The sequence below is a fragment of the Thermostichus sp. MS-CIW-25 genome (assembly GCF_054060015.1).
On the sequence record NZ_JBSSCS010000004.1, the window covers coordinates 54,124 to 71,115 of the forward strand.

The 16,992-nt window shown below is 57.4% G+C and carries 16 protein-coding genes and 2 pseudogenes; 11 read left to right on the forward strand and 7 right to left on the reverse strand.

Annotated features, from left to right (window positions below; all coding sequences use genetic code 11):
* Positions 1-41: 41 nt before the first annotated feature.
* From ACVWZ1_RS02650 to ACVWZ1_RS02670, 5 genes are all read right to left on the reverse strand, one after another.
* Entirely contained in the window at positions 42-1,625 is a 1,584-nt protein-coding gene (locus ACVWZ1_RS02650) for an NAD(P)H-quinone oxidoreductase subunit N (RefSeq protein WP_457466066.1), read from the reverse strand.
* Between the two features lie 123 nt (positions 1,626-1,748).
* Complete coding sequence (gvpJ, locus tag ACVWZ1_RS02655; protein WP_457502447.1) at positions 1,749-3,035, reverse strand: gas vesicle protein GvpJ; 1,287 nt, start codon at positions 3,033-3,035, stop codon at positions 1,749-1,751.
* 110 nt (positions 3,036-3,145) lie between these two features.
* Positions 3,146-3,625: a peptidylprolyl isomerase gene (locus ACVWZ1_RS02660; protein ID WP_414382189.1), complete on the reverse strand. Its 480-nt coding sequence runs from the start codon at positions 3,623-3,625 to the stop codon at positions 3,146-3,148.
* A gap of 221 nt (positions 3,626-3,846) precedes the next feature.
* Entirely contained in the window at positions 3,847-4,323 is a 477-nt protein-coding gene (locus tag ACVWZ1_RS02665; RefSeq protein ID WP_457387134.1) for a phosphate-starvation-inducible PsiE family protein, read from the reverse strand.
* Between the two features lie 49 nt (positions 4,324-4,372).
* Complete coding sequence (locus tag ACVWZ1_RS02670; RefSeq protein ID WP_041437321.1) at positions 4,373-4,558, reverse strand: DUF2256 domain-containing protein; 186 nt, start codon at positions 4,556-4,558, stop codon at positions 4,373-4,375.
* 405 nt (positions 4,559-4,963) lie between these two features.
* Here ACVWZ1_RS02670 and ACVWZ1_RS02675 point away from each other — a divergent pair, with 405 nt between their 5' ends.
* Positions 4,964-5,800 carry a sigma-70 family RNA polymerase sigma factor gene (locus tag ACVWZ1_RS02675; protein WP_457502448.1) on the forward strand — a complete coding sequence of 279 codons (837 nt, stop codon included), beginning with the start codon at positions 4,964-4,966 and terminating at the stop codon, positions 5,798-5,800.
* 121 nt (positions 5,801-5,921) lie between these two features.
* Here the strand turns inward: ACVWZ1_RS02675 and ACVWZ1_RS02680 are convergent, their stop codons facing one another.
* A complete protein-coding gene (locus tag ACVWZ1_RS02680) occupies positions 5,922-7,556 on the reverse strand; it encodes a CTP synthase (RefSeq protein WP_457502449.1) in 1,635 nt (544 codons plus the stop codon).
* A gap of 46 nt (positions 7,557-7,602) precedes the next feature.
* On the reverse strand, positions 7,603-8,100 hold the full coding sequence (locus ACVWZ1_RS02685) for a hypothetical protein (protein WP_414382123.1): 498 nt from the start codon (positions 8,098-8,100) through the stop codon (positions 7,603-7,605).
* Between the two features lie 167 nt (positions 8,101-8,267).
* Between ACVWZ1_RS02685 and ACVWZ1_RS02690 the strand changes: the two are divergent.
* The 10 genes and pseudogenes from ACVWZ1_RS02690 to ACVWZ1_RS02735 form a co-directional block, all read left to right on the forward strand.
* Positions 8,268-8,451, forward strand: a pseudogene (locus ACVWZ1_RS02690) (hypothetical protein); the annotation flags it as partial.
* A gap of 123 nt (positions 8,452-8,574) precedes the next feature.
* On the forward strand, positions 8,575-9,177 hold the full coding sequence (locus ACVWZ1_RS02695; protein ID WP_457403462.1) for an aldo/keto reductase: 603 nt from the start codon (positions 8,575-8,577) through the stop codon (positions 9,175-9,177).
* Between the two features lie 35 nt (positions 9,178-9,212).
* Positions 9,213-9,396, forward strand: a pseudogene (locus ACVWZ1_RS02700) (hypothetical protein); the annotation flags it as partial.
* A gap of 33 nt (positions 9,397-9,429) precedes the next feature.
* On the forward strand, positions 9,430-9,849 hold the full coding sequence (locus ACVWZ1_RS02705) for an aldo/keto reductase (RefSeq protein WP_457502450.1): 420 nt from the start codon (positions 9,430-9,432) through the stop codon (positions 9,847-9,849).
* A gap of 120 nt (positions 9,850-9,969) precedes the next feature.
* Positions 9,970-12,573 (forward strand): heavy metal translocating P-type ATPase, encoded by a 2,604-nt coding sequence (locus ACVWZ1_RS02710; protein WP_457502451.1) that lies wholly within the window; start codon positions 9,970-9,972, stop codon positions 12,571-12,573.
* A gap of 332 nt (positions 12,574-12,905) precedes the next feature.
* Positions 12,906-13,742: a DUF4388 domain-containing protein gene (locus ACVWZ1_RS02715; protein ID WP_457502452.1), complete on the forward strand. Its 837-nt coding sequence runs from the start codon at positions 12,906-12,908 to the stop codon at positions 13,740-13,742.
* A gap of 397 nt (positions 13,743-14,139) precedes the next feature.
* Positions 14,140-15,024, forward strand: a complete 885-nt coding sequence (locus ACVWZ1_RS02720; RefSeq protein WP_457502453.1) for a DUF4388 domain-containing protein — start codon at positions 14,140-14,142, stop codon at positions 15,022-15,024.
* An 80-nt stretch (positions 15,025-15,104) separates the two neighbouring features.
* The gene (locus ACVWZ1_RS02725; RefSeq protein WP_011433098.1) at positions 15,105-15,473 is read left to right on the forward strand and encodes a roadblock/LC7 domain-containing protein; all 369 of its coding nucleotides are present in this window, start codon (positions 15,105-15,107) and stop codon (positions 15,471-15,473) included.
* A 54-nt stretch (positions 15,474-15,527) separates the two neighbouring features.
* Positions 15,528-16,079 carry a protoglobin domain-containing protein gene (locus ACVWZ1_RS02730; RefSeq protein ID WP_457394644.1) on the forward strand — a complete coding sequence of 184 codons (552 nt, stop codon included), beginning with the start codon at positions 15,528-15,530 and terminating at the stop codon, positions 16,077-16,079.
* Between the two features lie 232 nt (positions 16,080-16,311).
* Positions 16,312-16,857, forward strand: coding sequence for a GTP-binding protein (locus ACVWZ1_RS02735; protein WP_457502454.1), 546 nt, complete (start codon positions 16,312-16,314; stop codon positions 16,855-16,857).
* Positions 16,858-16,992 lie beyond the last annotated feature (135 nt).

The following is a 16,992-nucleotide window of genomic DNA, read 5'->3' on the forward strand; positions in this document are numbered from 1 at the left end:
CACTGCTTTCCAAAACTTCGAGGCAGAGAGAATCCCAAAAACTATGCTTCGCCAGTCTGAGCAGACGCACCCAGGGATCCCTCGACTGCCACCTGAAGTCTTGCCGACTCTGGAAGGAAGGCTTGTGCGGCTGGGAACCCCAAGAACGGGCTTTGCTCCACTGCCTGGATGGAGAGGGTAAAGAGGGGATTGGAGAGGATCCCGGCAAAGATGGTGGCCACCAAAGTGAACACCAGGCCCACCCGCAGAGCCTGCATGCCTTCCGCCTGCCAGTTGGTCTCGGGGTAATTCCGCACCGAAAGCGACATCTCCTGCGGCTCTTTCACCACCATGGTTTTCACCACCCGCACGTAGTAGTAGATGGAGATGACGCTGGTGACCAACCCCACCAACACCAAGGTATAGGCCCCCGCCTGCCAACCGGCCCAGAACAGATACAGCTTGCCGAAGAAGCCCGCCAGAGGGGGCAATCCACCCAACGAGAGCAGACAAATGCTCAAGCACAGGGTGAGGAAGGGATCCTTCTGGTAGAGGCCGCTGTACTCGTTGATTTCGTCGGTGCCGGTCTTCAGGCTGAACAGGGTGATGCACAAAAAGGCCCCCAAGTTCATGACCAAATAGACCATCAAGTAGAAGATCAAGCTGGCATAGCCGGCCTCAGTGCCCGCCACCAAGCCAATCAAAACGAAGCCCGCCTGTCCAATGGAAGAATAGGCCAGCAGCCGTTTGAGGCGGGTTTGGGCAATGGCCACCACATTGCCCAGCACCATGGTCAAAATGGCCAGCACCGAGAGCACCGCCCGCCACTCTTCCGTCATGGCCGGAAACACGGTGGCCAGAAAGCGCACCGCCAAGGCAAAGCCTGCCGCTTTGGATCCCACCGACAAAAAGGCCACCACCGGCGTTGGGGATCCCTCGTAGACGTCGGGAGTCCACTGGTGGAAGGGCACCGCCGCCAACTTAAACCCGATACCACCAATGCAGAGCACCAAAGCGATGATCCCTGCCAAGCCGGCATCCCCCATAGAGGAGGCAATGGCTTCCAGCTTCGTTTGCCCACCCGAAAGGCCGTAGAGCAGCGACATGCCGTAGAGAAAAATGGCTGTGCTGCTGGCCCCGATCAAGAGATATTTCAGGGCTGCCTCCGAAGAACGGGGATCCCGCTTGGTATAGCCGGCCATCAGGTAGCTGGCAATGCCCAGGGTTTCCAGAGATACAAACACTAGGATCAAGTCCGTCGCCCCGGAGAGGAACATGCCCCCCAAGGTGGCCGTGAGCAGCAACACATAAAACTCGCCTGTGGGCGCTCCGGACTGAGAGATGTAGCGCTCCGCCATCATCACCGTCAGTACCGCCGTCCCCACCACCAGGCCACGGAAGAGAATGCTGACGGGATCCGCTGCAAAGCTGCCCAAGAAGCTCTCCAACTGGGGCTGCTGCCATTGCAACACCAAGGTCACCAAGGCCCCGATCAAGCCAAAGATGGAGAGGGCCGGAAGACTTTTGCGCGCCGCCGAACCACCGACCAAATCCACCACCAAGACGAGCAAGAGGGTGAGGGTAACCACCACTTCTGGCCAAATGGCACCGGCATACAGGTTTCCGGTTGGGGCAAAGACATCCATAGGGGAAGACATGAAGACAGATGAAGGGGATCCACAGCCAGCATACCGCGATTTCCGGTCTCTCTCCCCGCTTCAGGCATCTCTTCTCCCAATCGTCTCCATCAGCACTCTCAATCCACGGGCTCAGTAGAGCTTGGCGCTGGAGGTGAGCACCAGCTTCAGGCGGGCGTGGATCAGATCCAAGTCCGCCAGCCCCAAGTCGATCTCGCCATCGACGACGATGCCGGTGTGGATCAGCCGATCCAACAGTTCCAGCAGGGATCCCTCGCGGTGGGGTTGTCCGGGGTAGTAGTCCCCCTGGCGGGGCAGGAGGGTGCCCAGATCTCCGAGCTCCAGGTTCAAATCCGCTGGGTCGATCTCCAACAGGCTGCAGATTTGTCGAATTTGCTCCCGCAAGGCTTGTAGGCTGCTGCCGGCCCGCTCAATCTGCTCTGCAGAAAGGCGCTCGGCCTCCATTTGCCGCACCACCTGCGCCTCCATCAACTGCCGCAACAGCTCCACCAAGGTCAGCACCAGAGAGGCCAAACCGGCTTCCGGGCGTTTCCGGCCAGGGGTGGGCCGAGCCTGGCTCAAGTCTTCCCAGCTGGCGGGACTGATAGAAAAGCGCGGCGGGGGAGAAGGGGCAATCCAACGGTCAAAGGGCTGGCAAAGCTGTTCCAGGCTGAGCAAATGGAGACGGGGATCCCGAGCGGCCTCTTCCCTTTCCTCCGGCAGGTTGTAGCCCCAGTCGGCCAAAAACAGGAGAACTTGCTCCAGCTCCGGCACCGTCTGCACCTGGCGCAGCGTTTGCAGGCGATCCTCCACAAACCACAGCTCCTCAGCCGGCAGTTGGGCGGCAGCCAGTAGCCGCTGTAAAGTGGTGGCCTTGGGGGCGCGCACCTCCTTGCCCAGAATGCGGTGGCGTGGCAGTTGGATCCCTGCTCGGCCCAAGAGCTGCTGGATGAACCGTCCCTCTTTGGTGCTGAGGATGGCCAAGCGCGGCTCCCCGGCAGCCTGAACCTGGCGTAGCCAAGCCGCCACCCCCGGATAAAAGCGGTGTAGCCCCAGCCACCCCTGCAGATCCTCTGCAATCCAGCGATCCCGCACCCGATCCAACGCTTGGATTAACGCTTGGATTAGAGAGAGGGCAGGGATCCCTGACTGCTGCAACAACCGCTGACGCCAGCTGGGCCAGTCTTGGCGCAAGTCCTCCTCCCGGATCCCTTCCTGTAGCCCCCACAACAACAGAGGCATCTCCCAGCCGGTCTCAATCAGCGGGCGCAGACGGTCGAAGGCAGGACGCAGCGGCTCTAGCTGAGCAGGAGCCAAGCCCCACACCTGAGCACAAACGCGGCAGGAGGAAGCAAAATACTCCGCCCGCCCATCGCAGAGCACACCATCAAAATCCAGAACCAGAATGCGGGGGGACATTCGCCGGGGCCTAGCGAACTCCATACCTGAGTCCCCCTGGGGGCAAGTTGCAAAAATGGGGCCAGAGGCCAAGTTAATTTAACCAAACTGTTCCACCCGATTGGCCCAACCTAATTGGATTCCAAGATGCGAACCGACTTGATCTCCACCGGTTTCAGGGGGCGATCCTGAGGGTCGGTGGGCGCAGTTGCAATTTTATCCAACACATCCTCTCCCTCGATCAATTGCCCAAAGATCGTGTAGTTGGGCGGCAGCGGGTAGTCGGCATGCATGATGAAGAACTGGCTGCCATTGGTGTTGGGGCCGGCGTTGGCCATAGCCAAAGTGCCACGGCTGTAGGGACGTTGCACCGGCTCATCGGGAAAGCGGTAGCCCGGCCCACCCCGCCCTGTACCCGTGGGATCCCCGCCCTGGATCATGAAGCCGCGGATCACGCGGTGAAAGATGACACCATCGTAGAAGTGGTCGTTGGCCAAAAAGACGAAATTGTTGACGGCCAGGGGAGCTTCCTGAGGAAACAGCTCCAGAACCATTGTGCCGGCGGTGGTCTCCATCGTGGCCGTGTAGGACTTGGCCGGGTCGATCACCATCGGCGGGGGACTGTTGTAGGTTTTCACGGGTTTGCCCAATTGTTGTGCCAGGAGCAAATCGCGAGAAGAATGCGGGCGGGCCAAGACAGGGAGAGCACTCAGCCCCACCCAAAGCACCACCATCAGCACAGCTAACTTCACCAGGCTGGCCAACTCAGATCGCACACGCACGTTTCTTGCAGGAAAGCTCCACCCCTATCCTACCAGGATTCTGTCCTAGCCTAATTTTCCCCGGACTTGGATGGAGACTTGGCTCGCCGCACCAGCCAATAACTTACCGAGAGGGCCAACGTCGCTGCCCCCAAGCCAATGAGCTCCAACCCCCCCAGCTTCTCGAAATCAAAAATGATGATCTTGCGGGCCACCGCAATCAAAGAGGTGACGATCACCAGCTCCACCTGCACCACCTGCTTTTGCAAGTAGGCGGTAATGTTCTCCAGAATTTCCAGCGCAATTAGAATATTTAAAAAGAGGCCGAAGATCTCGATTAAAGTGGTGGAGAAAAACCCAGTTGGCTCGGTCAACAAATCTGCCACCAAGAACCGGGCCAAGTCCACCACTGCTACTACGATTAGCCCGATCATCAAAATTGACAGTAGCTTCGAGATCAGGCTTTCCAGGCGGGTGATGGCCCGCAAAAAGGGATCCTCCTCTTCTGTCTCGTGGGGATTGTGCAACAGCCACTTGAGAAACCGCATCGCCAACCCCGACAGATCCAAACCCTTATGTCCTGATCCTGAGACAACATTATCCGTCCCAACCGTCTTGCCGGGAAGCAGGCAGGGATCCCTTGGGGCGATGATTGCGACACCGCTCAGAACAGTATTTCACCTCCGACCAACAGTCGGCCCACTTTTTGCGCCAGGTGAAGGGTCGCTGACAGGTGAGACAAATCTTGCTGGGCAAATCCGATTTCTTCCGTTGGCGTGGCATGGTGCACTGCAAAACAAGGTCAACTCTGTAGTCACTTTAACAATCCTACCGGATGCTGACCGTTACCATCACGGAAGTGTTTAGTCTGCACCCCACCTTAGCAAAAGCTGAAGTCTGAACCTAGAGAAATCGAGTAGCCTCTTGAAATCCGGCGAGATCTCTGCCCTGTGTCTGCAGGGATCCCTGAAGGAAGTTGGGTTTGCTGAAAGGTTAGCCGCCTCCATCCTGTACTGAGTAAAGTTCTTAACACCCGCTTGTGAACTTGAGCTTGAGTTTGTATGAAATCTCAACCAAATGGGACGAATGTAGCTGTTCAGAATTGTCCCCCCCCCACCGAAACGGGTTGAGGTACGGCTCAGCAAACCCGGCAACCGAGCGACCCAAGCCTCGCTGTCGGAAGACTCGGTGGGCATATTTTTGCGGGAAATGGCTCGCTACCCACTCCTCAATGCCGAGCAGGAAGTGAAATTGGGGCGGCTGATCGCAGAGGGGGGAGCCGCCGGGGAACGGGCGAAACGGGAATTGGTTAGGGCCAACCTGCGCTTGGTGGTCTCGATTGCCAAAAAGTATTTGAATCGCGGTGTGCCGTTTCTGGATCTGATTCAAGAAGGCACCATTGGCCTGATCCGAGCCGCAGAAAAATTTGAGTGCGAACGCGGCTACAAGTTTTCCACCTACGCCTACTGGTGGATTCGCCAAGGGATCACCCGCGCCGTTGCCAATCAGGGGCGCCTGGTGCGGATCCCGGTGCACATGGTAGAAAAGCTCAACCAGGTGAAGCGGATCCGGCGAGATCTGACCGAAGCCCTAAACCGTCGCCCCACCCAAGCAGAGATTGCCAAAGCTCTGGAGATTTCCCCCGACAAGCTGGACGCTCTCTTAACCCTCTTGGAAGCCGGTCGCCAAGCTCTTTCGCTGCATACTCCGGTCGGCAAAGAGGAAGATACGGAGCTGATGCAGCTTATCGAGGCCGCCAACGGCCCCACTCCCGAATCGCAAATGGACTTGCACCTGCTGTCTGCCCAACTGGAAGAAATGCTGGAGCAGCTCAGCCCCCGAGAGCAAGAAATCCTCAAGCTCCGCTATGGGCTGAAAGATGGCCACCTGCACACTCTCTCCGAAATTGGTCAGCTCTTCGGCCTGTCTCGAGAGCGCGTCCGACAAATTCAAGCACGAGCCATGCGCAAACTGCGCCATCCACGCCGACAGGAAATTTTGGCAGATTGGATGACCTCGTTTTAGGCAGTAGGCCACGGCTGCTCCACAGGCGAAACCCAGGATTCCGCAGCAGTTTATGTTCAGCAAAGCTCTGCAGAACCAGGACCAGAGGCGTGCCCCCACTTTTGGACAAGGGATCTGTCAACTAGCCCATCTTCTGCAACTGCAGGGGGTGAGGCTGAGGGCGGCTGCGCAGGGCAGCTTCGATCAACCCCAAAAAGAGGGGGTGGGGGCGGTTGGGGCGGGAGCGAAACTCCGGATGGAACTGGGTGGCGATGAAAAAGGGGTGGCTGGGCAGCTCGATAATCTCCACCAAGCGGTTATCCGGCGAGACTCCGCTGATGATATAACCAGAGTCCAGAAAAAGGCTGCGGTAGGCATTGTTAAACTCATAGCGATGGCGGTGCCGCTCGTAGATGATGGCCTCACCGTAGAGCTTGGCCGCTAGGGTATTGGGCATGATGCGACAGGGATAGAGGCCCAGCCGCAGGGTTCCTCCCAGATCTTCCACATCTTTCTGCTCCGGCAGCAGGCTGATGACAGGGTGGGGGGTATCGGGATCAAACTCATAGCTATTGGCCCGCTCCAGGTGGGCAATGTGACATCCCCAGTCGATCACCGCGCATTGCATGCCCAGACACAGGCCCAGAAAGGGAATGCCCCGCTCCCTCACGTAGCAAATACTGGCCACTTTGCCCTCGATGCCGCGATTGCCAAACCCCCCTGGCACCACCACTCCATCCACGCCGGAAAGCAATGCCTCTGGTCCCCGCTCTTCGATCTCCTCAGAAGAGATCCAGCGCAGCGTGACGCCGGCATTGAGGGCCAACCCGGCATGGCGCAGGGCCTCGGCCACCGAAAGATAGGCATCCGTAAGGCGCACGTATTTGCCGACAATGGCAATCTCCACCCGCTCTTGGGGGTGGTGCAGCCGCTTCACCAAGAGCTCCCACTCCCGTAGATCTGGCTGCTGGGGATCCAGGTTGAGGATCTCCAAAACCCGCTGCGCCAACCCCTCCTGCTCCAGCACCAGAGGCACGTCGTAGATGCTGGGGGCATCCTGAGCCTGAATCACACATTCCACCGGCACATCGCAAAACTCGGAGATCTTCTCCTTGATCCCGCGGGGCAATGGCTGTTCGCAGCGGCACACCAACACGTCCGGCTGGATACCAATGGAGCGCAGCTCCTTCACCGAGTGCTGGGTGGGCTTGGTTTTCATCTCCCCTGCCGCTCTGATCAGGGGCACCAGGGTGACATGCACATAGGCGACATTGGCGCGGCCCACGTCCTTGCGAAATTGGCGAATGGCCTCCAAAAAGGGCAGAGACTCGATATCCCCCACCGTGCCCCCCACCTCCACCAGCACCACGTCGGGGTTGGTCTCGCGGGCCACCCGCCGGATGCGCTCTTTAATCTCTTGGGTAACATGGGGGATCACCTGCACCGTGCTGCCCTGGTAATCGCCGCGCCGCTCTTTGTGGATCACCGCCTGGTAGATGGCGCCGGTGGTAACGTTGTTGAGCTTGGACATGTTGGTGTCGGTGAAGCGCTCGTAGTGGCCCAAGTCCAAGTCCGTCTCGGCGCCGTCGTCGGTGACGAACACTTCTCCATGCTGGTAGGGACTCATGGTGCCGGGATCCACATTGATATAGGGATCCAGCTTCAAAATCGACACCGTGTAGTTGCGGGATTTGAGCAGGCGACCCAAGCTAGCCGCCACAATGCCTTTGCCGATGCTGGAGACCACTCCACCGGTGATGAAGACAAACTTGGTCATGGCCTGGATCCCTTCCCTTTTGCCTTTTGATTATGCCAGGGACCCCTCAGCGCAGAGAGCGGATGGGGCCGTTGTAGAGGATGGTGGTTTGAAAGGTGCGCCTGTCCACCCGCACCTGGGTTTCAATGCTGGGCTGGACAAAGCCGGGCTCTCCCCCCCGGAAGGTGAAGATCCAAGCATCTTCAAACTCTTCAAACGGCGAGTCGATGGCTGCCCCGTGCATGGAAGCTTCGGCGCGATAGCGCTGTAGGCCCCCATTGGCGATCTCGGCAGCTTGACGGGCCAGGTTTTTGGCGCGGTTGAGATCCCGGAAGTAGCGGCTGATCTCCTCAAAACTCCCCCTGGGCAGCGGTCGCTGGGGAGCAGGGGTTGCCGGCACAGGCCGGGGATCCGGCACGATGGGCAGGGTGGGAATATCGGGACTGGGGGGCAGCGGGGTTTGGGAAGGTTCGGGAAAGAGGGGCCTAATCCCCTGGGTCTGGGCGGGCAGCGAGGATCCCCAGAGCAGCGCTCCGGCCAGGCAGAGAGGGAAAAGGGATCTCATAGGCAGTTCCTCTACCAGTGAGTGATCTAGCTGGAATCACTACTCTACTGAGCCTCTCTCCCCAACAAGCAGAGGAAAAAGCCTGGTTGCTGTTTCCCAAGGCAGCTAAAAGAGCATGACTCTAGTCAATAATAAGCTCAACTATACTGAAAATAATGTATAATATGTTCAGTACGGATTACTACCAGTTGATCTTTCTGTTTACTTTCGAGTCTGCCAACATGGTAGCCAAAGCAAAGCAGAAAATTGGTAGTAAGACGACACGGAAACTGCGCTTTGGGTATTCTACTCAAAGCTTTGCGGGATACCGCCATTCTGGTTGGAAACAAACAGAATGCTATCGCTGCATAGTTGAACAGTGATGTTCAGCAGTGTTCAGCGTAAATGTATCAGGGAGGTCGTTGGCGCAAGGGGGACTGCCCACCTGCTGACGGTTGCTAGCATGCGGGAGGAGACCGCCTCGCAGAAGTTGCCATGGAGTTCATCGATCTTGCCGAGACAGGGCTAAAACTAAGCCGCGTGGGGCTGGGCACCTGGAGCATGACGGGGGATTGGTGGGGGCCAGCAGATCCTGAGGAGGCCTACGCCACTCTCCGCAAGGCCATTGACCTAGGCATCACCCTCTTTGACACCGCTCCGGCCTACGGCCGCGGCCTTTCGGAAGTGCTTTTGGGACGGGCCATCCGGGATGCCGGCTGCCGGGATCGCCTAGTCATTGCCACCAAGGCCGGCCTGCAGTGGGTCAACGGCAAGGTGGTGCGCAACTGCAGCCTCAGTTGGCTAGCTCAGGATTTGGAAAACTCCCTCCGCCGCCTGCAGACGGAGGTCATTGACATCTACCAGGTACACTGGCCAGATCCCCTAGAGCCCCTGGAGGAAACAGCCGCCTTTTTCCAGCGCCTGCTGCAGGAAGGCAAGATCCGCGCCATTGGGGTCAGCAACTTTTCCCCAGAACAGATGGATCGGTTTCGCCAGGTGGCTCCTCTGCACACCGCCCAGCCCCCCTACAACCTGTTCGAGCGGCAGATTGAAGCAGAGGTCTTGCCCTACTGTCGAGAGCATGACTCTAGTCAATAATAAGCTCAACTATACTGAAAATAATGTATAATATGTTCAGTACGGATTACTACCAGTTGATCTTTCTGTTTACTTTCGAGTCTGCCAACATGGTAGCCAAAGCAAAGCAGAAAATTGGTAGTAAGACGACACGGAAACTGCGCTTTGGGTATTCTACTCAAAGCTTTGCGGGATACCGCCATTCTGGTTGGAAACAAACGGAATGCTATCGCTGCATAGTTGAACAGTGATGTTCAGCAGTGTTCAGCGTAAATGTATCAGCACGGCATTCACACCTTGGTGTACAGCCCCCTCTGCCGAGGTCTGCTGAGCGGACGGATGACGCCGCAAACCACCTTCCCCCCAGGGGACATGCGCGCCGGGATCGATCCCAAGTTTGTTGAACCGCGCTACTCCCAGTACCTAAAGGCGGCAGAGGCATTGAGCCGGTTTGCTCAGGATCGCTATGGCAAGACCTTGGCTCAGTTGGCGGTGCGCTGGCTGCTGGATCAACCAGGGGTGAGTGTGGCACTGTGGGGGGCGCGCAAACCCCATCATCTGGAGGCAATATCCGGCCTTTGGGGCTGGTCGCTGGATGCGGAAGCGATGCAGACCATCGAGGATATTTTGCAAAGGTATGTTCCCGAGTCCATTCCCCCCAGCTTTATGTCCCCGCCTGCCCGCGCTGCCTAACCCGTACCCTTGCCCAGATTGCCGGGATCCTGGAACTGAGTTTGGCAAAAAATGAGATTTAGAGCTCTGTCCTACCGCAGCCAGTAGGGCCAGGAGTCTGTCAACCACGGGAGGACAAAGATGGCCATTACAGATGCAATTGCGTCAGCGGTGCGGAGCACTCTGACCCATAAGGCCCATAAGGCAGACAGGCCAAGGGATCCGGCTGACCAGAATGGGCCCACAGCGCCTTCTCAGGCGGGATCCCTGATTCTCCACGTGGGGGGCATGAGTTGTGCCGGCTGCGTTCGCACCGTTGAGCAGGCCCTGCTGAGACAGCCGGGGGTGGTTAAGGCCAGCGTTAACCTGGTTACCGAGTCGGCCCTTGTGGAGTTTGCCCCTGGGATCCGGCCCGACCCGCAGCACCTGGCCCAGATTTTGACAGAGGCAGGGTTTCCCAGCCGCTACAGTTCAGAGGGTGAGGCCCTCTCCGGCGGGAGTTCCGTTCGCGTCAGCGGTGCGGAGCACTCTCAAGATCCCTCTTCCCCTCCCGGTGGGTGGGAAGAAGCCTTGGATGTGCCTGCGGATCCCCTCTCTCGGCAGCGACAGCAGACCCGACACCACATTCGCCAAGCGCTCACCGCCGCTTTTTTGCTGCTGATTTCTGCCGCCGGACACTTGGATCTCTTCGCCCGTCTGGGCTTGCCCCTCCTTAATGATGTCTGGCTGCACTGGGGCTTGGCGACCTTGACTTTTGTCGGCCCAGCTCGCGGCATTGTCCTGGATGGTTGGAGAGGGGCGCGGCGGCTGGCCCCCAACATGAACACCTTGGTTACCTTGGGATCCGGATCGGCCTACCTGGCCAGTCTGGTGGGGTTGCTGGCCCCTCAGGTGGGCTGGGAGTGCTTTTTCGACGAGCCCGTCATGATGCTCAGCTTCATCCTGTTGGGACGGGCCTTGGAACAGCACAGCCGCCTGCGGGCGGCCAGCAGCCTGCAATCGCTGGTGAGCTTGTGTCCCAGTTTGGCTCGGCGGGTTCAGCCTGCAGAGAAGGCGGGATCTCTGGCTTCCAGCCCAGAGGGGAACCTGGATCTGGGATCCCAAACCGGAGAATGGTGCCCTGTCGAACAGGTGCGAGTGGGGGATTGGCTCCAGGTGCGAGCCGGCGAACAGATCCCGGTGGATGGAGAAGTCATTGCCGGCCAGGCCACGGTCAACGAGGGGATGCTGACAGGGGAACCCTTGCCGGTGCTGAAACAAGCGGGGGATCCCGTGGTGGCGGGAACGCTGAACCAATCGGGGTTGCTGCTGTGCCGGGCGACGCGCACCGGGAAAGACACCACCTTGGCCCAGATCATCCGCCTGGTGGAAGAGGCCCAAGCTCGCAAGGCCCCCATCCAAGGGATAGCCGACCAGGTGGCGGGCTACTTCACCTATGGGGTGGTCACGCTGGCCATTCTCACCTTTGGGTTCTGGTACTGGATTGGGATCCCGCTTTGGGGGAGCGGCGGTGCGGAGCACTTCGTCCTGGCGGGGTTCAGCCTGCACGCCCATCTGCATCTGGGTGACCATCCCCCTCACCCCACACCCCTGCTCAGCAGCCTCAAGATGGCCATTGCCGTTTTGGTGGTGGCCTGCCCCTGTGCTTTGGGATTGGCTACGCCGATGGCCATCCTGGTGGGTACCGGGCTGGGAGCCGAGCGGGGCTTGCTCATCCGAGGGGGAGATGTTCTGGAGAAAGCCCATCGCTTGCAAACGGTGGTCTTCGACAAAACCGGCACCCTCACCCAAGGGGATCCCCACCTGACGGACTGTCTCAGCCTTGACCCCTCCCTGGATCCCAATCGCCTACTCCAACTGGCGGCCACAGTGGAAAGCGGCACTCGCCACCCTCTGGCGCAAGCCATTTTGCAAGCCGCCCGCACCCAGGGTTTGCCGTTGCTCTCCGCCGGCGAGTTTCAAACCCAACCGGGGATAGGAGTCGCCGCCCAAGTGGAAGGGCAGGAAGTGGTGTTGGGATCCCTGGATGGGCTGGCTGCTTTGGGGATCCCAATTTCCCCAGAGGCGCAGGCCCAGGCCGAGGCGCTACTGGCAGCCGGCAAAACGGTGGTGGGCGTGGCTGTAGAGGGATCCCTGGTGGGGCTGCTGGCAGCCCAGGATCCCTTGCGGCCCGATGCGCAGGCAACGCTGCAACAGCTCCGGAAAATGGGCCTGCAGGTGGTTTTGCTAACCGGCGATCGGGCGGAGGTGGCCAAGCAGGTAGCCGAAGCTCTGCAAGTGCCAGGTCTCCGCGTTATCGCCCAGGTTCACCCGGCAGACAAAGCTCAAGTCATCCGAGATCTGCAGGCCCAGGGTCAGAGGGTGGCCATGGTGGGCGATGGCATTAACGACGCTCCGGCTTTGGCCCAAGCCGATGTGGGCATCGCCCTGCACTCAGCCACTGATGCGGCCTTAGAAACCGCCGATATCATCCTCATGCGCAACCGCCTCTGGGATGTGGTGGAAGCTATCCGCCTCAGCCGCGCCACCTTCCGCAAGATCCAGCAGAACCTCCTCTGGGCTGTCGGCTACAACCTGGTGGGGATCCCGGTGGCAGCAGGCGTGCTCCTACCCCCCTTTGGCATTGGGCTTAGCCCGGCAATCGCTGGGGGTCTCATGGCCTTGAGTTCCCTCAGTGTAATCCTCAATTCACTCCTCTTGAGACGAACTTTTGTACCCCGTAGATCTTCGAGTAGCCGCAGCTAAAAAAGTGTTAAAAATTACGAATGACTAAGTATCGATCGTTAAGTCTTCCGAGGTTTTACCGAGCTTCTGACACAATTTCCGCTGCGTCCAAGCCAAAAATTCGGCAACTTCGGTTACATTTGATTAAAAAGATTAATCCGCTTTAACTTTTGAGGATTTGGTTGTAAGATTAGGCCGAAACCAAGCTGTAAGCGCATCTTCTGGTTTCTTGCTTAGCAAAGCAAAAACCGTGAAAATACTGAGAAAGCGCATCTTGCAGCGGTGAAGGGAGCAAAAGTATGGCGATGCTTGGAGATCTTCAGGAATTTTCCTTATGCGACCTGTTACATTTAATGGAAAAGGGTAAGAAAGCAGGGCAATTATCCATCTGGGCACCCAATGGCATTCAGCGGATTTGGTTTTACCAAGGTCGGGTGGTCGCCGCCCTCACCCCTGAAGAAAAGCATCGTTTGGAAAGCCTGCTGACGCGCTTTGGCTTGGTGGACGAGCAGGTGGTCAGCCAGTTGGTCGCTAGGGGCTTGGAGGAGCCTCTGGGGCGTTGCCTGCAGCGGCAAGGGTTGATTACCCCAGCAGCCCTGGCCAAGCTCTTTCGCCATCAACTGCAGGTGGGACTCTACAGCCTCTTCGCCCTCGAATCCGGCCAGTTCAGCTTCCTGCCCAACGTGCCCATGCCCTACCGAGAAATGACTGGCCTCAGCAAAAGCGCCACCGCTGCCGTCCTGGAAGCCCTGCAGCAGCTCAAGCTAGAGCAGCAGCCCGAAAAAGACCTGCCCGAACCCGATAGTTGCTTTTGGCGTACCAGCACCGAACTGCCTCTGTTCAAACTTTCTGCGCTGGAGTGGGGGATCCTGGAGCAGGTGTCGCCTTCCCGCAAGCTGACGGCTTTGGCTCGAGCACTGGGGGCGGACCTGCTGGAGGTGCGCTATGCCTGCGCCCGTCTGGCCAAGCTGGGGTTGATCAGTCCCTGTGAGGGCCCAACGGTTCTGGCTCGGTCTTCTTCGGCCAGTCGCTTGCAACTGTCCGAGTCGGTGGCTGAGGAAGCAAATCCTGAGCAGGTGAGGGAGAGGCTGGGGGCAAGGGTGCCTGGTCTCCAGGATGAGGGCGGCCCCGTCAAGCCTTCTCTGGTCAGTCGATTAGCCACCCTCCTCAAGGGCATGCGCGAAAAGTGAGGCAAACCTAACGGAAAAAAACAATCTTCTGGCTTTCTTCTGGCTTTGTAAAGAACTTGGAAGGGTCTATAACTTTTCTCTAACTTCCGCTCACAGAGAAAGCAAAAATAGGAGTTCTATCTTACGAAGCGACATGATCCAACACAAAGCTGAAACAAAGGAAACTAGAACTCTTCTGTGAAGGGCTTCCGAGTGCTGCCTAATTGTATTCCTTGATAGATTTTCCCGGATAGTAAGTGTAACTGCTGGCGCGCAGAGTACCTAGCTACAAAGAACACAGCCGTTGATACACGGTTGTTGTCCGAGAGTACATGTACAAGAATAGGGATGTCCAAAAAATCACTGAAGCATTGATTTTTTACCCATTCCATCGAAGCGAGGTTCATAGAGAGTTCTTATGGCCATAGTTGGAGACCTCCAAGAATTTTCCTTGCCCGATCTGTTGCAGCTGATCGAGAGAGGCAGCAAAACAGGACAGCTCTGTATCTGGGCGCCCGGCGGCATCTACAGGATCTGGTTTTATCAGGGTCGGGTCATCGCTGCCTTGCCACCTCAAAAAGAGCACCGCCTGGAGAGCCTGCTAGCCGACTCTGGTTTGGTGAGCGAGCGGGTGGTCGAAAAGCTGGCTTCCTTTTGCGGCTCGGAAGAGCCTCTGGGGCGTTGCCTGCAGCGGCAAGGGTTGATCTCGCCCGTAGATTTGGCCAAGCTCTTTCGCCATCAACTGCAGGTGGGACTCTACAGCCTCTTTGCCCTCGAATCCGGCCAGTTCAGCTTCCTGCCCAACGTGCCCATGCCCTATCGAGAAATGACCGGCCTGAGCAAAGGCGCCACCGCTGCTGTCCTGGAAGCCCTGCAGCAGCTCAAGCTAGACCAGCGCCCCGAAAAAGACCTGCCAGAGCCTGATAGCTGCTTTTGGCGTACCAGCACCGAACTGCCTCTGTTCAAGCTTTCTGCGCTGGAGTGGGGGATCCTGGAGCAGGTGTCGCCTTCTCGCAAGCTGACGGCTTTGGCTCAAGCACTGGGGGCAGACCTGCTGGAGGTGCGCTATGCCTGTGCCCGTCTGGCCAAGCTGGGGTTGATCAGTCCCTGTGAGGGGCCAACGGTTCTGGCTCGGTCTGGTCACTGGGAGCTGTCCAAGTCGATTGCTGAGGAGGTGAATCCCGAGCCGGTGAGGGAGAGGCTGGGGGCAAGGGTGCCCGGTTTTCAGGATGAGAGCGGCCCCGTCAAGCCTTCTCTGGTCAGTCGATTGGCCACCCTCCTCAAGGGCATTCGCGAAAAGTAAAAGCATAAGGACATTTGCGGTCATGTTTTCGGTTTTCGGGTAGAAACATTAGAAATAGGGAATCAGCAGGGAGATATAGGATGGCTAATCTGTCCTCTTTGCAGGCGATCCTCCAGAGCTATGTTGCCAACACACCGGAAGTCCAGGGAGCAGCAGTGGTCACCCCTGACGGGTTACCTTTGGCTTCCACACTGCCTGTGGGTATGGATGAAGAGAGAACCTCTGCTATGTCGGCTGCCATGCTTTCTTTGGGCGAACGGATTGGGAGAGAGCTAGGGCGCGGAGCCATAGAGAGAGTTTTTGTACAGGGGGAAAAAGGGTACGGGGTTTTAACCAGTTGTGGCCCCGATGCCGTCTTGCTGACAATTGCCAGTCATGAAGTCAAGCAGGGCTTGCTTTTTTTGGAAATTAAGCGAGTCGCGGCAAGCATTGCAGAGGCAATGAAGTAAGAAAATCAAATGTGGAGGCTAAGTTTTTGATTCTGTCCTGACGTTGAGGGAAGTATGGCCATTAAACCTTCTGAGCTGCTCCAAGTCCTGATCTCACGCACGCAATTCACAGATGATGACAAGAAAATTTTGCAGCAAAGCGCCGACTGGGGCAGCAGCATTGCTGCAGAAATGTCGGATACGTTTTACAACTACCTCGATCGCGATGCTGAGATGGCAGCTGTCATTGCCAAGCATAACCGGCAGCGGCTGGGCCAAACTTTTGCTGACTGGTTCAAGGAAATGTTCACGGGCATGGACAATTGGGGCCCCCAGTATGCGGATCGCCGCTGGAAAATCGGCATAGTTCATGTGCGCGTTGGCATCGGCCCCCAACATGTTGTACCTGCTATGGCCACAGTTGTGCAGGAGGTGAGTCGGCAGTTGGCGAAAGAAGGCAAGCCTGAACAGTTGCGCACCAGCTTGAGCAAGGTTTGCATGATTGACCTCTCTTTTATTGAGCAAGCTTACCTTGAGGTGGCCTATAACGCCGTGCAACAGGAAACAGGCATGAGCGAGGCTTTATTCAAACGGTTAATTGCCAATGGTGCCAACAGTTTAATTTGAGTTGTTTGAGTTAGAGTGGGCTCTTGCTTACTCTACTTGCTTAATTTCTCTACCTTCTTGGGCTGAGGTGCTTGAGTTTCTGGGATCCCTCTGGAGCAGAGCTGGCGTTGGTATCTTTTTTAGATTATCTTAGAAGCAACCTGGAGATAGCTTTACCTCCCGTGCGGCACATCGGTGCACTCCCCCGAGTTTTATTCAGCTTTGTCGCTAGAGCTTAGTCTGAGGCTGGTTTATGGGAAATATCTTGCGAATTGTTGTAACAGGGCCGGTGGGAGCTGGAAAGTCTACCTTTATTCGCACGATTAGCGAGATTGAGGTAGTAGACACCGATTGCAAAGCAACGGACGAGGTGGCAGAGCTGAAGAAAACCACGACGGTAAGCATGGACTTCGGCCGCTTGAGAATTGGAGAGGAGGAAGAAGAGATGTGGCTGCATCTCTACGGCACTCCCGGCCAGTCTCGCTTTAACTTTATGTGGGATATTTTGATTAAGCGTGCCCACGGCTATGTTCTTCTGGTGCCTGCGCACCTGCCGGGCCAGTTTCGCAATGCCCAAGCCATTCAATCTTTTATGAAGGCCAGGACGAGCGCCCCCTACGTGATTGGGATCACCCACGTCGATCAACCCAATGCCTGGGATCCAGAAGACATTTTGTTAATTTTGGGGAATCAGGACGGTTCAGTTCCGCACACCACTTTGAATGCTCAAGAGCCATCTTCTGTTGCCAACACGTTGCTTCTGTTGGTTGAGCAAATGATGCCCCAGGTGGTTGTTTGAACAGATTTTCAGGTATCCAGCAGGCTACAGCTTTTTTTAGCAACATCGACCCCAGCCAACACAGGCGTATCTTTTGTGGGACAGGGATCCCTCCCGCAAAGCCGGAAAAGGGGAGACTGGATTCTGTGGAGATTC